The organism is Helicobacter cinaedi PAGU611 (assembly GCF_000284635.1).
GTDB classification, from domain to species: Bacteria; Campylobacterota; Campylobacteria; order Campylobacterales; family Helicobacteraceae; genus Helicobacter_C; species Helicobacter_C cinaedi.
This window is the reverse complement of record NC_017761.1, coordinates 1,563,139-1,586,588: the sequence shown is the minus strand read 5'-3', so window position 1 is coordinate 1,586,588 and position 23,450 is coordinate 1,563,139. Positions and strand designations below refer to the sequence as shown.

At 39.5% G+C, this 23,450-nt stretch carries 23 protein-coding genes; 8 read left to right on the top strand and 15 right to left on the bottom strand.

Annotation, left to right across the window (positions count from 1 at the left end):
* The first annotated feature begins 70 nt into the window (after positions 1 to 70).
* The gene (locus HCN_RS12410; protein WP_373277354.1) at positions 71 to 2,050 is read left to right on the top strand and encodes a methyl-accepting chemotaxis protein; all 1,980 of its coding nucleotides are present in this window, start codon (positions 71 to 73) and stop codon (positions 2,048 to 2,050) included.
* 206 nt (positions 2,051 to 2,256) lie between these two features.
* On the opposite strand, the gene HCN_RS08015 is transcribed toward HCN_RS12410, so the two are convergent.
* The 13 genes from HCN_RS08015 to mltG form a co-directional block, all read right to left on the bottom strand.
* Complete coding sequence (locus tag HCN_RS08015) at positions 2,257 to 3,597, bottom strand: class II 3-deoxy-7-phosphoheptulonate synthase (protein ID WP_014667177.1); 1,341 nt, start codon at positions 3,595 to 3,597, stop codon at positions 2,257 to 2,259.
* 54 nt (positions 3,598 to 3,651) lie between these two features.
* Positions 3,652 to 4,407 (bottom strand): SDR family NAD(P)-dependent oxidoreductase, encoded by a 756-nt coding sequence (locus HCN_RS08010; protein ID WP_002955492.1) that lies wholly within the window; start codon positions 4,405 to 4,407, stop codon positions 3,652 to 3,654.
* Entirely contained in the window at positions 4,404 to 5,381 is a 978-nt protein-coding gene (locus HCN_RS08005) for a S1-like domain-containing RNA-binding protein (protein WP_230197811.1), read from the bottom strand. The genes HCN_RS08010 and HCN_RS08005 overlap by 4 nt, the downstream gene beginning before the upstream one ends.
* On the bottom strand, positions 5,344 to 6,009 hold the full coding sequence (locus tag HCN_RS08000; protein WP_014667175.1) for a DUF305 domain-containing protein: 666 nt from the start codon (positions 6,007 to 6,009) through the stop codon (positions 5,344 to 5,346). Before HCN_RS08000 ends, HCN_RS08005 begins: the two co-directional genes overlap by 38 nt.
* A gap of 71 nt (positions 6,010 to 6,080) precedes the next feature.
* A complete protein-coding gene (locus HCN_RS07995) occupies positions 6,081 to 6,875 on the bottom strand; it encodes a DUF815 domain-containing protein (RefSeq protein ID WP_014667174.1) in 795 nt (264 codons plus the stop codon).
* Positions 6,872 to 9,124 (bottom strand): AAA family ATPase, encoded by a 2,253-nt coding sequence (locus HCN_RS07990; RefSeq protein WP_014667594.1) that lies wholly within the window; start codon positions 9,122 to 9,124, stop codon positions 6,872 to 6,874. Before HCN_RS07990 ends, HCN_RS07995 begins: the two co-directional genes overlap by 4 nt.
* Before the next feature lie 10 nt (positions 9,125 to 9,134).
* Positions 9,135 to 9,452: an ATP-dependent Clp protease adaptor ClpS gene (locus HCN_RS07985; protein ID WP_014667173.1), complete on the bottom strand. Its 318-nt coding sequence runs from the start codon at positions 9,450 to 9,452 to the stop codon at positions 9,135 to 9,137.
* Positions 9,453 to 9,731: 279 nt separating this feature from the next.
* Positions 9,732 to 10,286: a 2-oxoacid:acceptor oxidoreductase family protein gene (locus HCN_RS07980; protein ID WP_002955486.1), complete on the bottom strand. Its 555-nt coding sequence runs from the start codon at positions 10,284 to 10,286 to the stop codon at positions 9,732 to 9,734.
* A gap of 1 nt (position 10,287) precedes the next feature.
* A complete protein-coding gene (locus HCN_RS07975; protein WP_002955485.1) occupies positions 10,288 to 11,115 on the bottom strand; it encodes a 2-oxoglutarate ferredoxin oxidoreductase subunit beta in 828 nt (275 codons plus the stop codon).
* Position 11,116: 1 nt separating this feature from the next.
* Complete coding sequence (locus HCN_RS07970) at positions 11,117 to 12,241, bottom strand: 2-oxoglutarate synthase subunit alpha (protein WP_014667593.1); 1,125 nt, start codon at positions 12,239 to 12,241, stop codon at positions 11,117 to 11,119.
* A gap of 9 nt (positions 12,242 to 12,250) precedes the next feature.
* Entirely contained in the window at positions 12,251 to 12,562 is a 312-nt protein-coding gene (locus HCN_RS07965; RefSeq protein ID WP_002955483.1) for a 4Fe-4S binding protein, read from the bottom strand.
* A 209-nt stretch (positions 12,563 to 12,771) separates the two neighbouring features.
* Complete coding sequence (locus tag HCN_RS07960) at positions 12,772 to 13,719, bottom strand: malate dehydrogenase (RefSeq protein ID WP_002955482.1); 948 nt, start codon at positions 13,717 to 13,719, stop codon at positions 12,772 to 12,774.
* Between the two features lie 118 nt (positions 13,720 to 13,837).
* The gene (gene mltG, locus HCN_RS07955) at positions 13,838 to 14,767 is read right to left on the bottom strand and encodes an endolytic transglycosylase MltG (protein WP_002955481.1); all 930 of its coding nucleotides are present in this window, start codon (positions 14,765 to 14,767) and stop codon (positions 13,838 to 13,840) included.
* A gap of 91 nt (positions 14,768 to 14,858) precedes the next feature.
* On the opposite strand from mltG, the gene HCN_RS07950 reads away from it, so the two are divergent.
* The 7 genes from HCN_RS07950 (at position 14,859) to HCN_RS07920 (ending at position 21,563) form a co-directional block, all read left to right on the top strand.
* Positions 14,859 to 17,876 carry a DUF3971 domain-containing protein gene (locus tag HCN_RS07950; protein WP_232501859.1) on the top strand — a complete coding sequence of 1,006 codons (3,018 nt, stop codon included), beginning with the start codon at positions 14,859 to 14,861 and terminating at the stop codon, positions 17,874 to 17,876.
* A 99-nt stretch (positions 17,877 to 17,975) separates the two neighbouring features.
* Positions 17,976 to 18,209, top strand: coding sequence for a FeoA family protein (locus HCN_RS07945; RefSeq protein ID WP_002955479.1), 234 nt, complete (start codon positions 17,976 to 17,978; stop codon positions 18,207 to 18,209).
* 8 nt (positions 18,210 to 18,217) lie between these two features.
* Positions 18,218 to 18,889, top strand: a complete 672-nt coding sequence (gene nth, locus HCN_RS07940) for an endonuclease III (protein ID WP_014667170.1) — start codon at positions 18,218 to 18,220, stop codon at positions 18,887 to 18,889.
* A gap of 67 nt (positions 18,890 to 18,956) precedes the next feature.
* Positions 18,957 to 19,361: a chemotaxis protein CheX gene (locus HCN_RS07935; RefSeq protein ID WP_002955477.1), complete on the top strand. Its 405-nt coding sequence runs from the start codon at positions 18,957 to 18,959 to the stop codon at positions 19,359 to 19,361.
* A 61-nt stretch (positions 19,362 to 19,422) separates the two neighbouring features.
* Positions 19,423 to 19,773 carry a flagellar motor switch protein FliN gene (gene fliN, locus HCN_RS07930; RefSeq protein WP_002955476.1) on the top strand — a complete coding sequence of 117 codons (351 nt, stop codon included), beginning with the start codon at positions 19,423 to 19,425 and terminating at the stop codon, positions 19,771 to 19,773.
* Positions 19,774 to 19,804: 31 nt separating this feature from the next.
* A complete protein-coding gene (locus HCN_RS07925) occupies positions 19,805 to 20,791 on the top strand; it encodes a flagellar biosynthetic protein FliO (RefSeq protein WP_230197809.1) in 987 nt (328 codons plus the stop codon).
* A gap of 25 nt (positions 20,792 to 20,816) precedes the next feature.
* Complete coding sequence (locus tag HCN_RS07920; protein WP_014667168.1) at positions 20,817 to 21,563, top strand: energy transducer TonB; 747 nt, start codon at positions 20,817 to 20,819, stop codon at positions 21,561 to 21,563.
* A gap of 86 nt (positions 21,564 to 21,649) precedes the next feature.
* On the opposite strand, the gene HCN_RS07915 is transcribed toward HCN_RS07920, so the two are convergent.
* Together HCN_RS07915 and thiC are read right to left on the bottom strand one after the other, a co-directional pair.
* The gene (locus HCN_RS07915) at positions 21,650 to 21,943 is read right to left on the bottom strand and encodes a YciI family protein (protein ID WP_002955473.1); all 294 of its coding nucleotides are present in this window, start codon (positions 21,941 to 21,943) and stop codon (positions 21,650 to 21,652) included.
* Positions 21,944 to 21,969: 26 nt separating this feature from the next.
* Complete coding sequence (gene thiC / locus HCN_RS07910) at positions 21,970 to 23,349, bottom strand: phosphomethylpyrimidine synthase ThiC (protein ID WP_002955472.1); 1,380 nt, start codon at positions 23,347 to 23,349, stop codon at positions 21,970 to 21,972.
* Positions 23,350 to 23,450 lie beyond the last annotated feature (101 nt).

Here is a 23,450-nt window from a genome sequence, read left to right as displayed (position 1 = left end):
TTTGACGCTGATTTTATTAGTTGGTAATGTCGGCGCAGTGGTGCTCGTCTCAAGTAATATTGAAGATAGTATGGTGAAAGAAGCAAAGAAATTTTTGTATGCAAGTGCATTTAATGATGCTCGTGCTGTAGAGGCACGATTCAATGTTACAGGAGCTGGACTTGAGGCGGCGGCAAAAGTCGCAGGTACAAATCTAAGACGCAATGCAAGTGCGATGTCTTCAGTGGCTCTTAGTAGGCTACTTGAGTATGTAGTGGATTATGATCCAGCTATAGTGGCAACATATATTAAGATTGATCACCCTGCGTATGATGAACGCACAAGGGCTGGATTTACGCTTGTTGATGATGACCCTGATGAGCACGATTCTGGCGTAAGGATAGCTTCACTGAATGACATAAAGACAAAAGATGGCAAGAATCTTGTAGATGGCTTTGCGAATGTGCCTGTAACAAAGACTGGGACAGAGGAGATTATGCTCTCTAACCCCACGACAATTGTGTATGATAAGCAGGAAATTAAAGCAATCAGTATGGCTTTTCCTATATATAACGAAGGGCAACGCGTAGGCGTCGTAGGGGCTATTATCAATATGAGTGAGCTAAGCGATGAGATCCTAGCAAAGAATACTAATCCGTTTGAACACTCTGTGCGACTGCTTCTTGGAAATGATGGGCTTTTGACAATGTATTATGAGGAAGATAAGATTGGTACAAAGCTGTTAGATATTAATAATACAGAGGGTGTGAAAAAGGCTGTTGAATTGCAAGCAACGCATAAGCTTGGAAGTGATATTGTTGAGACGACTTCAAGAGCTGGATACAAGGGAGTAGCTGCCATCTATAATTTTGAAATTTGGAATGGTGTGTATTGGACGATGTTTAACTTTGCTCCTTATGATGAGTTGCTTGCAGAATTGCGTTTTGTTGAGAAAAGCGTTATTATCGTCTTACTTGTTGTTATGGTGCTTGTAAATCTTGTGGTTATTGGCTATGTGAAGTTCTATATCCAAAGAGATATTAAAAAAATCTATGAAGGCTTGAAAGGTTTCTTTAGATTCTTAAAACACGAAGCCAATGATGTTGAATGTATTGATATGAATAAGACTGATGAGCTAGGGCAAATGGCAAAACGCATTAATGACGCCGTTGAGGATATTAAGGAGCATACGCGTATTGATAACATTGCTATTGAACAAGCCATAGAATCTGTGCATAAGGTTGAGATGGGTGATTTGAGTGTAAGGCTGAATGTTAAACCAAATAATCCGCAGTTGATTAAACTCCAAGAGATTCTTAATAAACTTCTTGATGTTTTACAAAGACGAGTGGGGACAGATATGAATCTTATCCACGACATTTTTGAGCAGTATAAGACACTTGATTTTACAAATTCTATTCCAGATGCCAAGGGTAATGTTGAGATTACAGCAAATGTGTTGGGGCAAGAGATCGCACAAATGCTACGCGTTTCAAGTGGTTTTGCTCAAACACTTGCACAAAGGGCAAGTGAGCTAGAAGAGGCGGTTTCTCACCTTGCACAAGGTTCTACTTCACAGGCTAGTAGCTTGGAGCAAACAGCAAGTGCAATTGAAGAGATTACTTCATCAATGCAAAGTATGCGTGAGCGAACAGCTGAAGTGGTTTCGCAAGGTGATGATATTAAAAATGTCATTGGTATTATCCGTGATATTGCCGATCAAATTAATCTCCTCGCACTTAATGCTGCGATTGAAGCGGCTCGTGCTGGAGAACACGGCAGAGGCTTTGCAGTCGTTGCCGATGAAGTAAGGAAACTCGCTGAAAGGACACAAAAATCCTTAGGCGAGATTGAGGCAAATACAAACCTCTTGGTGCAAAGCATTAATGAAATGGCAGATTCTATTAATGAGCAAACGCTTGGTATTACACAGATTAATGAAGCGGTGATTAGCCTTGAGGGTGTAACGCATAAGAATGTTGAGGTTACTCGACACGCTGAAGATATTTCTAAGGCTGTTGATGATATAGCTGGACAAATCCTAGAAGATGTGAAGAAAAAGAAATTTTAACATCACACAACAAGCAAGATAGCCTTTTGCTTGTTGCAAATCTCTTTTAGATTCTTATCTTTTTTAGAATCTTTAACTCCATTGACAAAGCAAAAATTAATCTTTTATAGAAGCTAAAATGTTGCTTGTTGTTTTGAAGCATTTTGTGGGTATCGCTGAATATTGTGCTATTTTTTAGAATCTGTTAGGCTAGATTCTAAAAAGCACTAGCGGTTTTTAATCATATCTGCTATGAGAAATGCCATTTCAATGGCTTGTGTAGCATTAAGGCGTGGGTCGCATTGTGTGTTATAGTTGAACGCTAGTCCATCTTCAGTGATAGCCTGTGATCCTCCCACGCATTCTGTAACATCAGCTCCTGTCATCTCCAAATGCACCCCACCTGCATAGCTTCCACAGGCTTTGTGAATCTCAAAAAAGTTCTTCACTTCACTTAGCACACTATCAAACACACGCGTTTTGTAGCCATTGTTTGCCTTGATTGTGTTGCCGTGCATTGGATCGCAACTCCATAGAATCTCACGCCCTTCTTTATTGATAGATTCTAATAATGTAGGGAAGTTTTTCTTAATACTCTCCGCCCCCATACGCACGATGAGATTAAGCCTACCGCTTTGATTTTGCGGATTGAGCTTATCGCAGATTCCCATAATGTCTTCCTTAGTCGCACTTGGTCCAATCTTCACACCCACAGGATTCTTAACACCTCGCAAAAATTCAATATGTGCCTCATCAAGCCCCCTTGTGCGTTCGCCTATCCATAGCATATGTGCCGAGCAGTCATACCATTCTCCACTTAGAGAATCTTCTCGGCAAAGTTGTTCTTCATAATTTAGCACAAGGGCTTCGTGTGAGGTGTAAAACTCCGTCTCACGCAAGGTTGGCAAGTCTTTGGAGTTAATCCCACAGGCTTTCATAAAATCAAGGGCTTGAGTAATAGCACAGGCAAGTTCTTCATACTTCTGCCCAAAGGTATTGTTTTTTACAAAGCTCAAATTCCATTTATGCACTTGATTTAAATCCGCAAAGCCCCCTTGTGCAAACGCACGCAAAAGATTGAGTGTCGCCGCACTTTGATTATAGGCTTGAATCAAGCGATTTGGGTCGTGTTCTCTTGCTTTAGAATCAAACTCCATACCATTAATCATATCGCCGCGGTAGCTTGGCAGACTCATCTCACCTTGAATCTCATAATCACTTGAGCGGGGTTTAGCAAACTGCCCGGCTATGCGTCCTACTTTGATAATAGGGCAGGACGCACCAAAGGTTAGAATCGCCCCCATTTGGATAATGACTTTAAATAAATCGCGGATATTTATTGCATTAAACTGCGAAAAACTCTCCGCACAATCCCCCCCTTGTAATAAAAATGCCTCCCCTTTGCAAGCTTGAGCTAATCGCTCTTGCAATGCCCTAGCTTCCCCGGCAAATACTAGCGGTGGATAGGATTTGAGCTGCGATTCCACAGATTCTAAAAGTTTTGTGTCTTTGTAGGTTGGGTGCTGTTTGATTGGCTTATCACGCCAACTTTTTGTATGCCATTGCATAGGATTCTCCTTGTTTAAATTAAAATCGCATTGTAGCTAAGCGGATTAAACTTATTAAACTTTAGCATTTTTATACACATTAAGGGCGGCAGGAGCTTGTGTGGTGGGCATTAGCTCTAAGCGATTAATGTTTATATGTTGTGGTAGGGAGGCTACCCAAAACACGCTTTGTGCGATATCTTCAGGCATAAGTGGCGTTGTGCCTTCATATACACTTTGAGCTTTTTTCTCATCGCCCTTAAACCGCACATAAGAAAACTCACTCCCGCCACAAAGTCCGGGTTCAATATCACTCACACGGATATTTTTATCATACAAATCTGCACGGAGATTCAAACTAAATTGCTTCACAAATGCTTTTGTTGCTCCATAGACATTGCCACCCGGATAAGGGTAGCTCCCTGCAATTGACCCGATATTGATAATATGCCCGTGTCCTTGTGCTACCATTTGTGGCAAAAGCAAATGTGTAAGCCTCATAAGAGCTATGACATTCACTTCTACCATACGCTCCCAATCAGCAATACTTGCCTTATCCGAACTGCTTAGTCCAAGGGCTAAACCGGCATTATTGATAAGCACATCTATGTTTTGAAAATCTTTAGGGAGATGTGATAAGGCTTTTGCGATAGATTGCGTATCGCAGACATCGCACACTATGCTTTGAGCCAAGCCACCTAATTCTTTTTGCAAAGAATCTAATCGCTCTTTTCTGCGTGCAAGAATGATAACTTTGTGGTTGTTTTGCGTAAAAGTTCTAGCAATTGCCTCCCCAAAGCCCGAAGATGCCCCTGTAATAAGTGCTGTCATAATGTTTTCTCCTTTTGTATGAGCTTAAAGCTTTGTTCTTTTTTTTCAAAATATATTTTTCCTTCTCTTACAAGCTCATTAATAAGGCGTTTAAAAAGCTTTTTACTTATATGAAAAGATGTAAAAATGTTCTCTGGCGAGGCAGAAAAATTTAACGCCAAAGGCATAGAATCAAGCAGCATTTGCTTATGATTTTGTTGAAGTGGGGGATAGAGCGTAAGATCAAATTTAGCGTGATTAATGCCCTTAGCATACACTTCAATGGGCGTGTAAAAGTGCGGGGTAAAAGACTTGGGCAGCTCATTAGCATAGAGTAATCCAAAATGAGCATTTTCTACCACGCAGCCAAAGCCTAGCGGTGTTTTTTCAAAAATATAGGCTTGAAGTGGGCTTACAGAATCTGCGTGAAGCTTTGGCACGGGCTTTAGGTATTTTTTAATCCCTTGTTTGGCAATAAGGCGAGATTGTTTATCAAGTGTGATGGCAACAAGCAGCTTTTGATGAAGGGTAAAACTTTGCGGATTCTTGCAAGGCATAAAAATATGCTTATCCACGCCTAAGTCTAAAAAGCAACCAAAGGGCGAGTGGCTAACAACATTAAGCAAAGCAATATCCCCATATTGTGCCTTTGGCTGTTGCGTGGTAGCCACTGGGCGATCTTGTGAATCTGTCAAAACAAAGACTTTTATCATATCGCCTATGGCATTTTGTGGGGTTAAAAATTTATTGGGTAAAAGCACTTCTTGGAGTGAATGGCTAGGGCTTTTGCCGTGGGATTTTGTGGGGTGCAAACTTTGCAAATCTTGTGTGTGTGAAACTTTTGAAACCGAATCTTGTGTAGCTTGAGTTGTGCTAAGATATGCACCATTTTTGCTAAAACGCATAATGCGTAATGTCTGCATTCTGCCCATAAGAATGGAGGCAGATTCTGCGGTGTTAGTGGATTTTTTGGAGTAGGGCTTTGAAATCTTCAATTTCTTGCTCTTGGACTTGGATAATCTTTTGTGCGATGGCTTTTATCTGCTCATTTTGCGTGTAGATAAGAATTTCCTTTGAAGCCTTGATAGCAGCCTCGTGGTGAGGAATCATACTCAACAAAAAGTCGTGGTTTAAATGCTCTGTCAGGGCAAGTCCTGACATCTCTTGGTGCATAGTCTCCATATCTTTTTTGGCTTGTTGGTTGTAAAGCGTTACTTCCTTTGGGCTATAAAGCTTTTTTTGCTCTTTGAGTTCGGAGATAATGGCATTAAACTCATCAATTTCGGCTTTTTGCGTTTGAATAATCTGTGTGGCAATGGTGCGCAACTGCTTGTTTTTGGAGTGTTTTAGGAGAAACTCTGAAGCATCAATGGCACCTTGATGATGTGGAATCATATTTGTAAGGAAGTTTAAATCCAAATTATCATCTTCCAAAAATGGCTCTTCCATCATCGGCTCGTGCATAAGATTTAACATTTCTTCAGATAGGGCAAGGGGAGCTTGTGCTTCTAGCATTTCTTGATGATGTTGCATAGTATGTGCTGGGGCGGAAGAGCCTGTGTGGGTGTCATCTTTGGCATAGGCTAGGGTTAAAAGCATAATCACAGCGATAAAAACTCTCATTTCATCTCCTTTAGCTTTATGTGCTTTAATCTTAGCTAAAAAAATTGTATTTTTTCTAAACGATAAAATTTTTATATTATTTTATTATGGTAGAGAGTGCAAAATTCTTGTGCGATACGCGGAGCGTTTGAACCTTTCAGTGTGCTAAACTGCAAGGCTTTGTGTTTTGCCTCTTCATCTAAGGGGGTATTTAAAAGCTCTGCTACAAGCTCTAAAAATTCTAAACGCCCAAGCGTGTAGAATCCCAGAGTAAGCCCAAATCTATCGCTAAGGGAGAGAATCTCATCTTTAGCGTCATTGAGATGCAAGGTATCTTGTGGATAAGATTCGGTTATAAGATGGCGTTGGTTTGAAGTGGTGTAGAAAAGTATATTTGTTGGCTTATTTTCAAACGAACCTTCAAGCACACTTTTTAGGGATTTGTAGCTATTTTCATTAGGTGAAAGGCTTAAATCATCGCATACAATAATAAATTTATAAGGCAGCTCCCGCACAACATCTTGCACAAATCCCACAAGATAAAGGCATTCCATAGAGAGTTCAATAACACGCAAGGGGGAATCTTTGTGTAAAAATGAGCTTAAAACAAGCTGCAAACACGAGCTTTTACCACAGCCCCTAGCCCCCCAAAGGAGTGCATTAGATGATTTTTTGCCATTGATAAAGGCTTGGGTATTTTTGCTTAGGGCATTGAGTTGGCTATCTAGCCCAATAAGTGTAAAATCTCTATGAAAATCCTTAATTGCTTTAAAATATCCGCTAAAATGTCCATATTCTTGGCTTGGGATATGGCGATAAATACAAGCAAACTCACTCTCCCACGGGAAGCTGGAAAAGGTGGAGAGATTATAAAATGGCGGTGTCATTTTGCTTTTTCTTTAGTGAAGTTTGTGCTTGGTTTGATTTTGAGCTTTTTTTGCGTCTCTTTGTAGATTAGCTCAATGTGTGCTTGTGGTTTGGTGGCAAGTGAGATAAGGCATTCTCCACCTTTTTTAAGTGAGCCAAATAAAATCTCATCACTCAATTTATTTTTAATCTCACTATCAATGATTTTTTTTATCTCTCTAGCTCCAAGGGCTGTATCCACACTCTGTGAAGCTAGAAAATGCAATGCTTTAGAATCTATCTTAAGTTCAATATGACGAGATTTAAGAGAAGTGGCAAGTTCATCAATGTATTTTTTAGCAATAAGCAAATACTCCTTTAATCCCAAAGGATTAAAGTAAATAATACTATCAATGCGACTTCTTAGCTCCGGGGAAAGCAGTAGCTTTATAGCAGTGTCATTTTTATGCTGTAAGCTCGCATTAAAGCCAAGCGTGTTACTATCTTTACTCCCGGCGTTACTTGTCATAATCACAATGACATTTTTAAAATCCGCCCTATTGCCGAGATTATCAGTCAAACTTGCTGAATCTAGAATCTGCAACAAAATATTATAAATATCGCTATGGGCTTTTTCTATCTCATCAAGCAATAGCACACAATAGGGGCTTTTACGCACCGCATCAACAAGCAGCCCCCCTTGCTCAAAGCCCACATATCCCGCAGGTGCGCCAATGAGCCTTGAAATGGAATGTGGCTCCATATATTCACTCATATCAAATTTAATAAAAGCAATGCCCAAAAGCTTGGCAAGTTCCTTGCTAAGCTCTGTTTTACCAACGCCACTAGGACCAGCAAAGACAAAGCTACCAATGGGTTTATTACTCTCGCTTAACCCTGCCTTATTTGCCTTAATCACGCGTGCAAGCTCCATAATGGCTGAATCTTGAGAAAAGATTTTCTTTTTAAGATTATTTGCAAGGGATTTCATCATCTTGCTTTCATCACTACTTATGGTGCTTTTGGGGATATGCACACTTTTTCTGAGAATAGATTCTATATCTTTTACTTCAATTTTTGGCTTGTTGGTGTGGTAGATTTTTGTATTTGCCCCAACTTCATCAAGCAAATCTATGGCTTTATCGGGTAAAAATTTATCACTCACATATCGTGCAGATAAATCTACACAGGCTTTGAGTGCATTTTTGGTATATGTTACTTGATGATATTTTTCATAAATGGGGGCTAATCCTTCAATAATCGCATAGCAGTCTTGCAAACTTGGCTCTTTGACTTCTACTTTGCTGAATCTGCGAGACAAAGCCTTGTCTTTGTCAAAATGTGTTTTAAACTCCGCAAAGGTTGTTGCACCAATGCAACGCAGTGTGCCATTAGCAAGGGATGGTTTAAGCAGATTTGAGGCATCAAGGCTTGAGCCAGAAGTAGCCCCTGCTCCCACAATGGTGTGAATCTCATCAATAAAAAGCACAGCATTTTTAATAAGTGCCATTTCTTCTAGCACACCCTTAAGGCGTTTTTCAAAATCGCCACGATATTTACTCCCTGAAATCATCGCCCCCACATCAAGGGCAAAAATCTGTGCGTTATGCAGGGCTTTTGGAAGCTTTTTGTGATAAATCTCTAATGCCAATCCTTCAGCAATGGCGGTTTTACCCACGCCGGGTTCGCCAACTAAAATGGGATTATTCTTTTTTCGCCTAGCTAGAATCTCACTCACACGCCAAATCTCCTGTTCTCTACCGATAACGGGGTCAATCTTACCCTCTTTTGCTAGAAGGGTAAGATTCTTTGTATATTGCTTTAAATAGCTTTGTTCGTGGCTTTCCTGCTCGTTTGTTTGTGAATCTTGTTCTTGTTGCGTGATGACTTCTAGCACGCTTAGTCTATCAATACCTTGAGATTTGAGAATCTGTGTGCTAAAGCTTTGATTTTCTTCCATTATTGAAGCAAGTAAGTCGCCTACATCAATGCTTTGGCGGTTGCTACTTTGAGCGTGGCTCACCATAGATTCTATAATTCTATCAAGGGCTGGGGTTTGCTTTGGACTTTTGCTGACTTCTTGTGAGTATGGGATATATTTTTTGAGATATAGATTTGTCATTTGTCGCATTTCTTGGATATTGCCGCCGCATTTTTGTAGGATTGATATGCCTTGAGTGTTGTTGAGTGTGGCAAGGAATAAATGCTCGGTTGTAAGGATATTATGGTGCATTTCTTTAGCAATATCAATAGATTCATTAAAAATAAGCGTGAGATTTTGTCCTATCATTTTTATTCCTTTAGTGGAGTTCCTCTGTGATTACTCGCAAAGGATAGCCCTGTTCTTTTGCTTTTTGGCTCACAAGCTGGGTTTTAAGCTCGGCAATATCATAGGGGTAGATTCCACAAACGCCTTTGCCTTCGTTATGGACTTTGAGCGTTATAGCTCTAGCTTCTTGGCTGGTTTTATCAAACACTTCCATAAGGATATGTGTGACAAAATTCATAGCTGTCCAGTCATCATTTAAGAGTAAAACACGATAAAGTTTTGGCTCTTCTAGCATTGTCCCTGTATGTGTCCAAGATTCAAAAGATGTATCAAAAGATGAAAATGCCACGAGAATCCTTTGTTGTAAGATTTGTAAAGTGATTTTACTATATTTACTAAAAATGTTAGAAGCCAAAATTCTAGCAAAAATAATATAATAGGGCTTGACTAATTGATTAAGAAATGGTGAGTGTTGCTAAAAAGTTTATATTGTATTCAGATTTGGAGATTTTAGGTTGTTGGAATTATAAAATGAGAGTAAAAAATCGTTACCAAGAGTAGAATCTATAAATGAGATTTTTATTATAAGAAAGAAAAAGCCTAGATTCTAAGCTAGGCTTATAAATATTTAGGCTTTTACCATTGCTTCTTTGGCGTATTTTTCGCCGAGTTCAAAAGCTTTTTTATTGGCTTCTTGGACTTTGGCAGGGACTTTTTCTATCATTGTTTGAAACACAAGATCTCTATCCACGCATTGTGTGAAAGTTGTTGTAATGGCAAGGGCTACAACAGATTGTGTAACGACATTGCCCACTTCTTCTTTAGCAATGGTAATAATTGGAATCTCATAGATTTTAAACTTTTTTCTATCCTCATCACTTGGTCGCACGAGATTTGGCTCAACGACAATCACACCACCCTCTTTGACACCACTTTTAAAAGAATCATAGCTCACTTGTGCGGTGGAAAGCATAAACTCAATTTCGCCTTCGTGTGCGTAAGGATAGAGAATCTCCTCTTGGCTTAGCAAAATATCAACCTTTGTTGGTCCGCCACGCACTTGGCTTGTGTAAGTGGCAGCCTTGACACCATAGCCTTTATCTTTGATTTGTGCTTCTGCTAGAATCTCTCCCGCTAAAAGCACCCCTTGTCCGCCTACACCTGTAAATCGTAACTGATGCATTTTAGTGTCCCCCTTTAGCTTGAGCTTTTTTGATTACGCCTTCATAGGCTTCGCAATACTCCATTCTATCTGTTTGATGTTTAAGCACACCGGTTGGGAATTTACCTACCCTTTCTTCTGCTGAAAGTGTATCAAATTTACTTTTACTCACAAGACGAGATTCTATCCATTTTAGCATAGAAGTTGCCTCACCCATTTTATTTTTTCGTCCAAGGTTAATGTGGCAGTTACTATGTATATCAAAAAAGCTAAAGCCTTTATGAGTGAAGCCTTCCATTAGCACTTTTTCAAGTTTTTTAGGTGTAAGCACACTCTCTCGTGCTACAAAACTCGCTCCTGCCGCACTTGCTACTTCGCAAGGATCAAAGTTTGGATCAATATTGCCATATTGCGCTGTAACCGTCCAAAAATCTTTTGGCGTTGTGGGAGAGGTTTGAGAGTTTGTGAGTCCATAGATGAAGTTATTAATCATCACAAGATTGAGATCAATATTTCGCCTACAAGCGTGGATTGTGTGATTCCCACCGATTGCCATAGAATCCCCATCGCCGGATATGACAATGACTTTTTTATCCGGATTAGCAAGTTTAATGCCCGTAGCATACGCCATTGTCCGCCCGTGAGTGGTATGCACGGTGTTGCAATTCACATACGAGCTAAAGCGACCAGAGCAGCCAATCCCACTGACAATACAAACATCATTCATATTCCAGCCAAGTGCGTCAATAGCACGGATAACACTTTTTAGAATCACACCATCGCCACAGCCCCAGCACCAAAGGGTGGGCATTTTATCCATTCGCAGATATTCTTCGTAATTAAAAGCCATCTTACATCTCCTTGATTTTTGTAATGATTTCAGCAGGTGAGATTGTGCGTCCATTTGCTTTGCCTAAGAACACAACATCTTTTTGCATAACGCGTTCCACCTCCTGTCTATACTGCCCCTTATTAAGCTCAATCATTAGAATCTTTTCAAACTTTTTACCCAAAGCTTTAAGCTGTTTTGCGGGGCTAGGCCATAATGTGATGGGGCGGAATAGCCCAACTTTTACTCCATCTTTGCGTAAATCTTTGATTGCTTCTTTGACGGATAGCGAGACGGAGCCATAAGCAATGATAAGAATCTCCGCATCATTCATCTCATATTCCTCAAACTCAACAATATCATCAATATGAGATTCTATTTTGTTAAAAAGCCTATCAATGAGATTTTGAGAGAGCTTTTCATCTTCTGTGGGGAATCCACTCGCTCCGTGGTGAAGTCCTGTGATATGGTATTTGTAGCCTTTGAAGAAAGGATTTAACACAGCAGGTTTATCTTGTGCCACGCCGTAGGGTTGATAATCTTTAGGATCGCCTTTAAACTCTTCTCTATTGCAGATTGTAGGTTTAATCTCTTCAAAATCTGGGATTAAAGTTTTCCCGTGCATATGCCCTATGGTTTCATCAAGCAGTAAGAAAATGGGTGTCATATATTTTTCAGCAAGGTTAAAAGCACGAATTGTTTGCGTATAGGCTTCTTGCAGATTCCCAACACAAAGTGCGATAGAGCAAAAATCCCCGTGAGTTGGCGATTTGGCTTGATTAATATCGCCTTGTGAAACGCGTGTGGGAAGTCCGGTGGAAGGTCCCCCACGCATAACATCAACGACAACAAGTGGAATCTCCGCCATAAAGCCATAGCCGATTTGTTCAGATTTAAGCGAGATACCCGGACCAGAAGTAGCAGTCATTGCTTTAACGCCTGTCATTGATGCACCTAAAGCAACAGCAATACCGCTAATCTCATCTTCCATTTGGATAAATTTCCCCCCGATTTTTGGCAGCTCCACACTCATTTCGTGTGCAATCTCGCTTGAAGGGGTGATAGGATAGCCACCAAAAAACCGACAACCTGATTCTATCGCAGCCAACGCGACAAGCTCGTTTCCTCCTGTAATTAACTCACGCATTTTCTCTCCTTATATCACCATAAATTTGTTTTCTTTGATTTTTGCTGCACGCTCTTGTGCTTCTTTGCTAACTTTGGCAAATTTATACTCATCTTTACTTGCTACAAAGATAGCAAAATCTGGGCAGTGTAGCTCACACTCCCTGCACCCAATACAGCTTTCCGGATAAGCCACAGAGATAATTTTCCCTAGAATCTTGTGCTCATCTTTTTTCATACCTAAAACACCGCTTGGACAAAGTGATACGCATACATCGCACGCTTTGCAACGCGTTTCATCAACCCATACCGGCACATTCTCTGGTGCTTGTTTGATACCCATTTTCCTTTCCTTTCTTATTTTTGGAATTCAATATAATCTTAGATTCTCTAATTTAACAATCCGTTATTTTTGAGAATCTCAACTTGTTTTTTGATGCCCTGTGCGGAGATTTTTAATATCTCTTGTTCCTGCTTATTTAGTGTCAAATTTACAATCTTTTCTACTCCTTTCCTTTCTTATTTTTGGAATTCAATATAATCTTAGATTCTCTAATTTAACAATCCGTTATTTTTGAGAATCTCAACTTGTTTTTTGATGCCCTGTGCGGAGATTTTTAATATCTCTTGTTCCTGCTTATTTAGTGTCAAATTTACAATCTTTTCTACTCCTTTTTTGCCAAGTTTAATGGGAAGCCCAATGTATATGCCCTGCAAACCATACTCGCCTTGTATATATACGCTACATACAACTTCTTCATCTTGTGGGTTTGCAATAAGTTCCAGCATTTTGACAACAGCACTCGCTGGGGCGAAATACGCCGAACCTTGCTGATAGTAACTCACAATCTTTGCCCCACCATTTTTTGTCTCTCTAATGAGATTCTGTTGTGAGTCTAAATCTAGCCTATCTGCGAGATTTTCTGCCCCATACAAAGAATGTCTTAAGAGTGGCAGCATATCATCGCTGTGAGATCCTATCACATAAGGTTTGATTGGTGTTTGAAAGTCATTTAACAACACTTTGCTTTCATAACCTAATCTTGCTCCATCAAGCACGCCTGCCATACCTATAATCCTTTGTTTATCAAATCCGCTTGCGTGTTTTGCCACAAGGCACATTGCATCAAGGGGATTTGACACGATAAGAAGCAAGGCATTAGGTGCGATTTTGGCGACATTTTGGCTAACTTCTCGCATAATATGTGCGTTTTTTAGAAGCAGGTCATCGCGTGTCATATTGGGAGTGCGGGGGATTCCAGCAGTGATGATGACTACTTCACTTTCACTTAGTCCTTCATAAGATTCATAGCCTTTAATATGTGTAGGGATATTAAAAACTGCTGCGGCTTGAGATATATCAAGTCCCACACCTTTGCAACGAGGTATATCAATGCTAAAAAGTGCAATTTCTTTGGCAATGCCCTTCATCGCACCTAAAAATGCGATATGAGAGCCGACATTACCGGAACCGCCAATGATAGCAATTTTACCAAACATCTTTTTCCTTGATTTGAGAGCTTGTTTGCATTTAAGGTTTTTAACTCAAAACACAAAAAGTTAAAAAAAAATTTAACTTGCTAACTATGGGATAAAATAACTTAAAAGCAAATTAAAATCAAAAATGACTGCGATGTTCATCGTAAGTTTTGCTAAATTTATGCGTTCCGGTGCTTCTGTCTCTCACAAAATAGAGATAATCCACTTGAGCGGGCTTTAGCACGGCTTCTATGGCTTGTATGCTCACACTTCCAGCAGGGTAGGGTGGGACGCCTTTATTGCGGTATGTGTTGTAGGGCGTATCATCATTGCGTATGCGTTCAGGCGTAACTTTAGAGTGTGAATACTGCCCATAATTAAGTGAGCCGTCCATTTGCAAGGGCATATTTTTTTCTAAGCGATTGAATACAACCGCTGCCACAATAGGCATTTCTTGATTATTTGCAGCTTCTTTTTGCACCACTGAAGCAATGCTAACATTTTTAAACCATTCTTCTTGATTGTATGCTCCAAGTAGTCTTATGGCGTTTTGCTCGTGGCGTTTTATAGATATATCATATAAAAGTTTCATTAGCTCATCAGAATCTATTCCAACAGGCAAACTATAAGTATCGGGGAAAATCATACCGTCAGGGTAGGGAAAATACTTATCATAGGCTACTTGCAAAGATTCGGGTGAGAGATTAAAAGTATCTGCAAGAATGCGGATAAAAAAATACATCGTTTCGCCCGGAATAAGCGTTACATCTTTTGTGGCTGCCTTTGAGCTGACAAGAGCTTTGAAAAATGCCCCTTTAGGTAACACTCCCGCTTTCATATCAATAAACCCACTTTGTGGTTGCCCCAAAAGACGGATAAAAAGAGAATCTAGCTTGTTGTAATGCCCCCCATTTTCATTTAAGTATGTTATAATTTTGGGCAACGAGCCTTTGGGCAGATTCAAAATCCGCTCCGTTTGCACAGGCTGAAGCAAATAAAACAAAATGGTTATGGCGATGATGAAAAAAAGATCAAAACATATTGTGAGTATTGTCGTTTTTTTGGGCATTTTACTTACACTTTCTCTGATGGGATATAAAACTCTATCTAATGGCATTTACAGCCCTTCTATCAGTTTTGGACAAATTCAAGTTGAGGGATTGTATCTTAGATTAAATAACAAGCTGATTTTAAATATTGAAAAACTTGACATCTCTGCCTTGCAGAAACAAGACAAACAAAGCACAGATGATGATACGCCCTTAGATCCTAAAGATATACTTGGGTGGATTAAAAAGTTTTTATTTGTCATCTCATATTTTGAGAAGCTTGATATTGAAAATGTCGTTTTTGCCGATGAGCAAAAGCGGAGTGTGCATTATGACGGACACGAGTATAGAATCAATGCTCCGGAGTTTTTAGCGTATTTTGATGTAGAGGAAAGTAACAAAGATACAGAGTTGCTTATCCACGAGCTTGAGATTCTAAGTCTTGGTTTGCAGGTGCAAGGGAAATTTGTATATCAATCTTTGAAAAAAACACTTGAAATGGATATAGCTATCTCGCCAAAAGAGCCAATCAAGCAGCCCACACCAAAGCCTAAAAAGCCAAAAGCTCCAAATCAAATAAGTGATACTCAAACAAGCGATGAAGAAGTGGAGCCGCCACTAGATCAGCCGACATTATATGTGCGGAGCATTACAGATTTTTATAAAATTGACTTAGAGGCTTCAACTTCTCATCTTTACAATCTTGACGCTATTAAGCCTTATGTGGAAAAGCTAAAGATAAAAGCACTGAATGATTGGCTTTTTAAAAACATTAAATATGATGTGCTAAAGCTCCACTCATTAAGATTCCAAAGCACACTTGATGGGCAGTTTTTTGCCAAACTTCAAAAAACGCTCGCACTTGATTTAGCCATAGAAGCACCAAAAGTCTATCTCGCTCCGCATATTAAGCCTATTGAAGCGACGCGTATCATTTTATATATGCGAGATGAGAATCTCACCTTTTTGCTTAAAGATCCATTTTTTACAAATATCAAGCTTGATGGCTCGGAAGTCAAAATCAGCAATGTTTTCACCCCACCTCTTAGTGTCAAAATAGCTATCCGCTCTCAAAATGCGATGATGAGTGATGATTTAAATGATTTGTTGCAGGTGTATGGTGTGAGTGTGCCACTACGGAGTGCGGATTCTAAACTGCGTGTGAATCTTGATATAAATATAGAGAATAAAAATAAACACACGCAAGTCTCTCTTAATGGCAATATCAATGCCCCGCAAACAACTTTGAATCTAGGGAGTTTTCCACTTAGTGTGAATAATCTTAATCTTAATCTCACAAATACGCCTGAAAAAGCCTATATACAGATTCTAAACACAAAGGTAAATTATGCCAAGAGTGTTAAAGGCACACTTAATATGATGTGGAATCTTAAAAGCTCTAAACTCCAAGGGGATTTAGCTATTGACGCATTTGCATTGACTTCACAAGCCCTGTCGCAAAGCTCCACACCACCTGTTATCCCAAAAGATAGCGATGAGCTGACAAAACGCATTATTCAAGCCATTTATGAGGAATCTCAAAAAGGCTTTAGCGAAGAGATTGTAAAAATAAATCCCAAACAAATGCCAAAAATTACAATAGATGGATATCTTGGTGGCAAGGAAAAAATCATCACTTTACCCGATTTTGCCATTAATATTATTCTTAATGATAAGCTCAATGTCTTTGAACTTAGTGATATTGCAAAGATTTATCCCTACTCACCTATTTTGCAGTATTTTGGAATCCCAAGTGGGAATCTTAAGCTCCAAAGTAGTGATTTTGAAAGCTTTAGTTTAAGTGGCGAGGTGAGTAACCTTGAGTATCCGCTGTATGATAAAGACGCTAAAAAACTTAGTCGGTATTTTTTAGAAGGTGTGATTGATAAAAAAGGAATCCGCATAAGCTCAAAAAACAAGAAGTTTTTATTTGTCAAAGATGGCAACATTAGTAAAATTATTCTTGATGGCTATAATTTGCGGATTGATGAGGTGTTTTCAAGTAAGATTCCTATCCTTGCGGAGCTTAATAAAGAAAGTGAATCTACAGAAAAACTCACTCCAGCACAGAGGGCGGAACAAGAGGCATTTATCAAAGCCAAGCAGCGATATGAAAGGGAGCATAAGATTTCACCTCATATCACATACCTTGAAGCAAAGGATATGGATTTTTATTTGAGTGGTTATGTTATCCCTTCAGATGTGGCGTCTGTATCTATACGCGATGGCGTGATTCGGGCTGATGTTACTTATGGTAATGGTGTGGCAAATGTGGATGTGGCGTATTCTCGTGCGAATTTGCGTTTGAGTAATTTTAGTGCAGCGTTTTTAAATCGCGTGTGGGGGAGAGAGATTTTTAAAGGCGGGTTGTTTAACTTTAAGGGCATATATGACGAGGGAGCGTTAAAAGGTGAAATCAGTATGCAAAATACGATTTATAGAGACTTAGCCATTGTGCAAAATGTTCTCGCACTCATTGATACAATCCCGGCATTGCTGACATTCCGCAAACCCGGACTTGGAGCAGAGGGCTATGAGGTCAAAAATGGCAAGGTGGATTTTGTCATTAATGATCAATTTTTGGTGCTTGAAAATATTAATCTAGTTGGAAGTTCTATTGATGTGGAGGGTGGGGGATTAGTCAATCTTAAAAATCAGGAGCTTGATATTGTTCTCAAAGCTTCAACGCTTAAGACTTTGGCATCCATTATTGATAAGATCCCGCTTGTTGATTATGTGATTTTGGGAAGTGATGGGAAATTTACAACCGGGATTGTGATGAAAGGCACACTTGAGAAGCCAAAAAGTGAAGTGAGTGTGGCAAAGGATATTTTACTTAGTCCATTTGAAATGGTGGGTAGAATCTTAGAGCCGGTGGATAATCTTTTAAGCGGCTTGGCTGATGCTATTGATAAAAATGTCGCCGAGCCAAAGCCTAAAGAGACAAAAGAGCAACAAGAAGCACAAGATTCTATGTCAAATCCTATGATAGAGCAGATGCAGCAGCAAGACACGATAGAGCCAACACAAGAGGCTAATGAGACAGAATATGATAAAGATATAGAGCCAAATCTCCCACAACAAGACTTGCAAGAGAATGAAAAGGAAGATGAGAAGGAAAAATCCTAAAATAGAATCTGCCAAAGATGAGTTGATAAGATAAAAATCAGTCTTGTTATCTAAAATTGAGCTATAATCGCCAAAATAAAAAATAAGGAATATGGCAAAATGACACTTTATGATTGTGATGTGGGTAAGCAGTGTAAAATTGTGGCTTTTGAAACGCAAGATAATGCGTTAAAAAATAGATTTATGTCTTTTGGGATTGTAAAAGACAAGGTGTGTCGCGTGGTGAGCCACTCTATCAGGCGTTTAGCAGTAGCAGTGATAGTGGAAGGCACGCAGATAGCTTTGCGAGATGTAGAGGCAAAGAGCATTATTGTTGAACCTTTAGAATCTTAGGATTCTAAATGCCTAAGCCTAACCCAAAACCAAGTTTTAAAAAAGCAAAAAAGAAAAACATTCCCATTATTAAGGCTTTGTTTTTAGAACATTACAAAAATGCTAAAACAGAGCTTGTGTATCATAATTTGTATGAACTGCTCGTGTGTGTTATGTTGTCAGCCCAATGCACGGATAAACGCGTTAATCTTGTAACCCCTGCTCTTTTTAGAGCCTATCCTAATGTCAAGGCTCTATCCCAAGCCTCCCTTGCAGATGTAAAAGAATTTATCCAATCTGTTTCGTTTTTCAATAACAAGGCAAAGCACCTTGTCAGTATGGCAAATCAGGTAATGAGCGAGTTTAATGGGGAGATTCCAACCACGCAAGAGGAGTTAAAGACTTTAACAGGTGTAGGGCAAAAGACGGCTAATGTCGTGCTGATAGAATTTTTTGAGCAAAATTATATGGCAGTTGATACGCACGTCTTTCGTGTGTCTCATCGTTTAGGACTAAGTGGGGCTAGAAGTGCTATTGAGACTGAAAAGGAGCTAACAGCTCTGCTTAAAACAGATCTTTCAGTGCTGTATCAAGCTTTTGTGCTTTTTGGGCGATATACTTGTAAGGCGTTAAAACCCCTTTGTGAAGAGTGCTTTGTCAATGCATATTGTCAAAATAAAAGCAATTTTAAGCCAAGTTGAAAAGTTTAAAAATGTGTAGCCAAAAAATGTAGTATAATACGCAAAATCAAAACTTAAAGGTGCTGTAATGGATATTATTCATAATAGCTTTTTTGATGTCGTGCAAAAGAGCATTAGTAAAACCCCGCATGATTCTATTATGCCGCTTAAAAGGGGATATTTGAGCAGGATTAGTATGGTAGGTGCACATAATGATGTGTTTTTGCTTTTTAATAAGGCATTTTTGCGGATTTTTTGTGTGGATTTTTTGGGTGAAGAGAATCCAAGCGAACAAGCTTTGGAAGATATGGCAAAGGAACTTGCTAATCTTGTCGTGGGTAGGGCAAAAGTGATGACACAGGAGCTTGGTAAGCATTTTAATATCTCAACACCCGAGTATTTGGGACATCGCTTGATTAAAAACTACGATCACGGATTGCATTTTAGATTAAAGCAGGGGCGATGTAGCATTTATATGCGGAGAGTGCATTAGACATCAAATGATTAGTGATGTTGGGACTTTAGGTATGTTAGGATTGTATCAGGGGGCATAAATGGCAGGAGAGAGTATCTTAGACAAACAACGGATTCACTCCGCAAAGGAAATTGAACTTGCGACATATCTTGAAGATATGATGAAAAACTATACCGGTTTGCTTGATATGGAAGTGATTTTTAATGCCGAGCTTGGTAATACAAAAATCGCTTTGGGTGAAATTCTGCGGTTTGAGAAAGGCTCTATTATAGATCTTGGCAAACCAGCGGGGGAGAGTATAGAGACTTTTATCAATGGTCGTGTGATTGGCAAGGGTGAAGTTATGGTGTATGAGCGTAATCTTGCTATTCGTATCAATGAGATTTTAGATTCTAATGCGATTGTGTATTATTTGACGCGTGAGAAGTAAGAATCTAAGAGAATAAAACTGATGGAATAAAATGAGAATATTTGCCTTTGTGTTGCTGTGTTTTGCTTCCTTGTATGGGGCAGATTCTAATGTAGCAGGGATTGAGTTTTCACAAAAGCAAGATAGCGTTGAAGTGCTGCTTTATTTAGAATCTAGCTATGAAAACTCCCCGCGTCTAACTGAGCAAGATGGCTATAAAGGCGTGATATTTCCAAATCTTCAAGCAAAATCAAAAAATCAAAGCCTGAAAAATTCCTTTATCAGTGAAGTGCAGGTCTTTAATATCCAAAATGATTTGTATGTCATAGGTGTTGGCGATGTGCGTGTGATTGGCGTAAATGTCAGCAAATCAAGTAAGGCCATTAAAGTGGTGCTAAACAAGATAGAAGCTCCAAAAAGTGAGCTTGACACACTTTTGCAAACGCCCCAAACGATACATAAGATTCCAAACCTTGAGATAAAATCTAGTCAAAATACACAAGCCCCCACAGCTCAAACTCAACCCTCTCAAAATACTTCATCTCAAGCGGTAGATTCACAAAATCCCCTTGCTTTCAAAACGGATATGGGGATTGATACTTGGCGGTATGTGGCTGTTTTGCTTGTTATGGCAGCCCTTGTGTTTGTGCTATTTTATGTGAAGCGGTATGTTGCTGCTAAAGGCGGCAATAAAGCAGGGAGCAATAGGGTAGGGGCAAAAAGGAGTTTTGGCGGATATTTTTCATCTTTTGCCCAAAAGCAGGAAGTCTTTGACCCAACGAAAATTGAGGTTGTTTCACAGAAAAATTTAGATTCAAAACACAGAATCCTAACTATAGAATCTAATGGCTATCGGTATTTGATACTCATTGGTGCAACAAGCACAACACTTATTGATCGTTATCCTATCCCGCAGAGTATTAGCACAGCAGAGCAACTGCATTTTGATGATCAATTTGCCAAGCTCTTAGAGCAAAAGCAAGAGCGACTTTCTAAATATCTCCATAATTCTCAATATCCCAACGATGAGAGGGATTAAAAAATGAGAAGAGAAGCCCTAAGAAATGAAAAATCCGCTTGAAACGCAGGATAAATCTCGCCTTTGGGCGTGGTTACTTATATCTTTTCTTATCCATTGTGTGATTCTTGGCATTTTGTTTGTGCGTTTTGGACAAATGCAGTTTAAAAAAGGCACTTCTACAAATCCGCAAATGAAAGTGGCGGGCTTTCAGATTCTAGGTGATGGGGAGCTAGAATCTAAGCAGGATACGCATAATCAACTTGTCGCACCCAAATTTAGCTCCACTCCACCAACACCTAAGCAAACCCAAAGCAATACGAATGAGCTTGATCTCTCATCTTTAAGCCTTTATGATGGTAGGGGCAAACATCAGCAAACCACAAGGCAGAGAAGCAGAGTTAAAGCCCTTGCGAAGTTTCCGGGTGTTGATGAGGTAACAAGGAGAGATATAGAGGAGCTTTATGGGGCTGAATTTGGAGACTATGGCATAGCAGAGCAGGAATTTTTAGTCAATAATTTGCGGGATATTGGACGCATCACAAAAAAGTATTTAGAATATCCAGCAAGTGCCATACGGCTGGGGCAAGAGGGGCTTAGTGCAGTGGAGTTTTATCTGCACCCAAATGGCGACATTAGCGGACTAAAGATTATTGTTTCATCAAATTATATGCTTTTAGACCGCAATAGCGAACGCACCATTGAGATTGCCTACAAGGACTACCCACGCCCAATCACAAAGACAAAAATCCGCATTTTTGTAACCTATGGGATTTATTATTATGGCTATTAGACTTTAGATTCTGCATTAAGCTTAAGGATTCTAAGGCGTTTTTGTTTGAAAAATGGGTTTGGAATCTTCATTGTCCTTAAGGTTTTTTATTTCAAAAAATCCTTTAAAATCTCTGCGTGCAGCACAGGCTCAAATTCTAATATTTCATATTTTGCTAGATCATAATGCACATAAGGATCATTTGCTGCAAATGCTAAAGCTTCATCTTTATTTGCAAACTTGCCGATGATAATGCCGCCATCTTTTGGGATTCTAGGACCAGAGGCGAGTAAAATACCCTTTTCATAGCCTTTTTTAAGATAATCCCTATGTTCTTGCAAACGCTCCGTAACCTGCTCTAAAGGCTTTGTATAATGCACGAGACAAACAAAAAGTGTCATTTTAGCTCCTTCTAAATTATTAATTTTCATTCATTTACTGCCATAGGCTCTTTTTCATCTTGCTTGTGGGCTTTAAAAATGTCTTGTGAGATTTTATAGCTACAAAATTTTGGACCACACATTGAGCAAAACTCCGCGTCTTTAAAGACTTCTTGTGGCAAGGCTTCATCGTGATATTCCCTTGCCCTATCAGGATCAAGGGCGAGCTCAAATTGTTTATTCCAATCAAAGCTATATCTCGCATCACTCATCGCATCATCTCTATCTCTTGCGCCAATTCGTCCTCTAGCAATGTCTGCGGCGTGAGCAGCAATTTTATAAGCTAAGATTCCTTCCCTTACATCTTTAGCATTAGGCAGCCCCAAATGCTCCTTTGGCGTTACATAGCAGAGCATTGCTACACCTTTCCACGCCGCCACACACGCACCAATGGCACTTGCGATGTGATCATACCCAGCAGCAATATCTGTAACAAGCGGTCCTAGCACATAAAAGGGTGCTTGATTGCAGTATTGCTTTTGTAACTCTACATTGCGTTCAATTTGATTAAGCGGCACATGTCCGGGACCTTCTATCATTACTTGCACATCAGCTTCCCACGCCCTTTTTGCTAACTCCCCTAGCACTTTGAGTTCAGCAAATTGTGCTTCATCACTTGCATCATACAAGCAGCCCGGACGCAAAGAATCCCCTAAAGACAAACTCACATCATACTCTTGGCAGATTTTTAGAATCTCATCAAAATATTCATAGAATGGATTCTCTTTGTGATAGTGCATCATCCAGCTTGCCATAAGGCTTCCACCGCGTGAGACAATCCCCATTTTTCGCTTCGCCACAAAAGGCATATGTGAAAGTAAGAATCCACAATGGATAGTAAAGTAGCTTACCCCTTGTTTGGCTTGTTTTCTTAGCACATCAAGCATAGTTTGTATATCTAGCTTTAAGACATCATTTTTCACATCATAGAGAATCTGATACATAGGCACCGTGCCAATAGGTACACTTGAAGCATTGATAACTGCTTTTCTTATCTCATCTAAATCCCCGCCCGTGCTTAGATCCATAATCGTATCCGCACCATATTTGATAGAAACTTTAACCTTTTCAACTTCTTCTTCAATGGAGCTTGCAAGAGAGGAGCTACCGATATTTGAGTTAATTTTCGTGCGTGTGGCTATGCCAATCCCCATAGGCTCAAGGTTGGTGTGATTAATGTTTGCTGGGATTATGAGCCGCCCCCGCTCAATCTCTTGGCGGATAAGCTCTGGGCTTAGATTCTCGACATTAGCGACATATTCCATTTCTTTAGTGATAATGCCCTTTTTGGCGTAGTGTAGCTGTGTGCGGATTGAATCCTTGGTGCGTTCTTGCATCAATCTCTCTTGCACCCATTGTGTTCTCATAGAAAATCCTTTTTTATTTTTTGTGCTTACGCTATCTAAACTTGCAAAATATACACTGATTATTTAAAAAATAGTTAAACAATATGGGAATTTAAGTAACA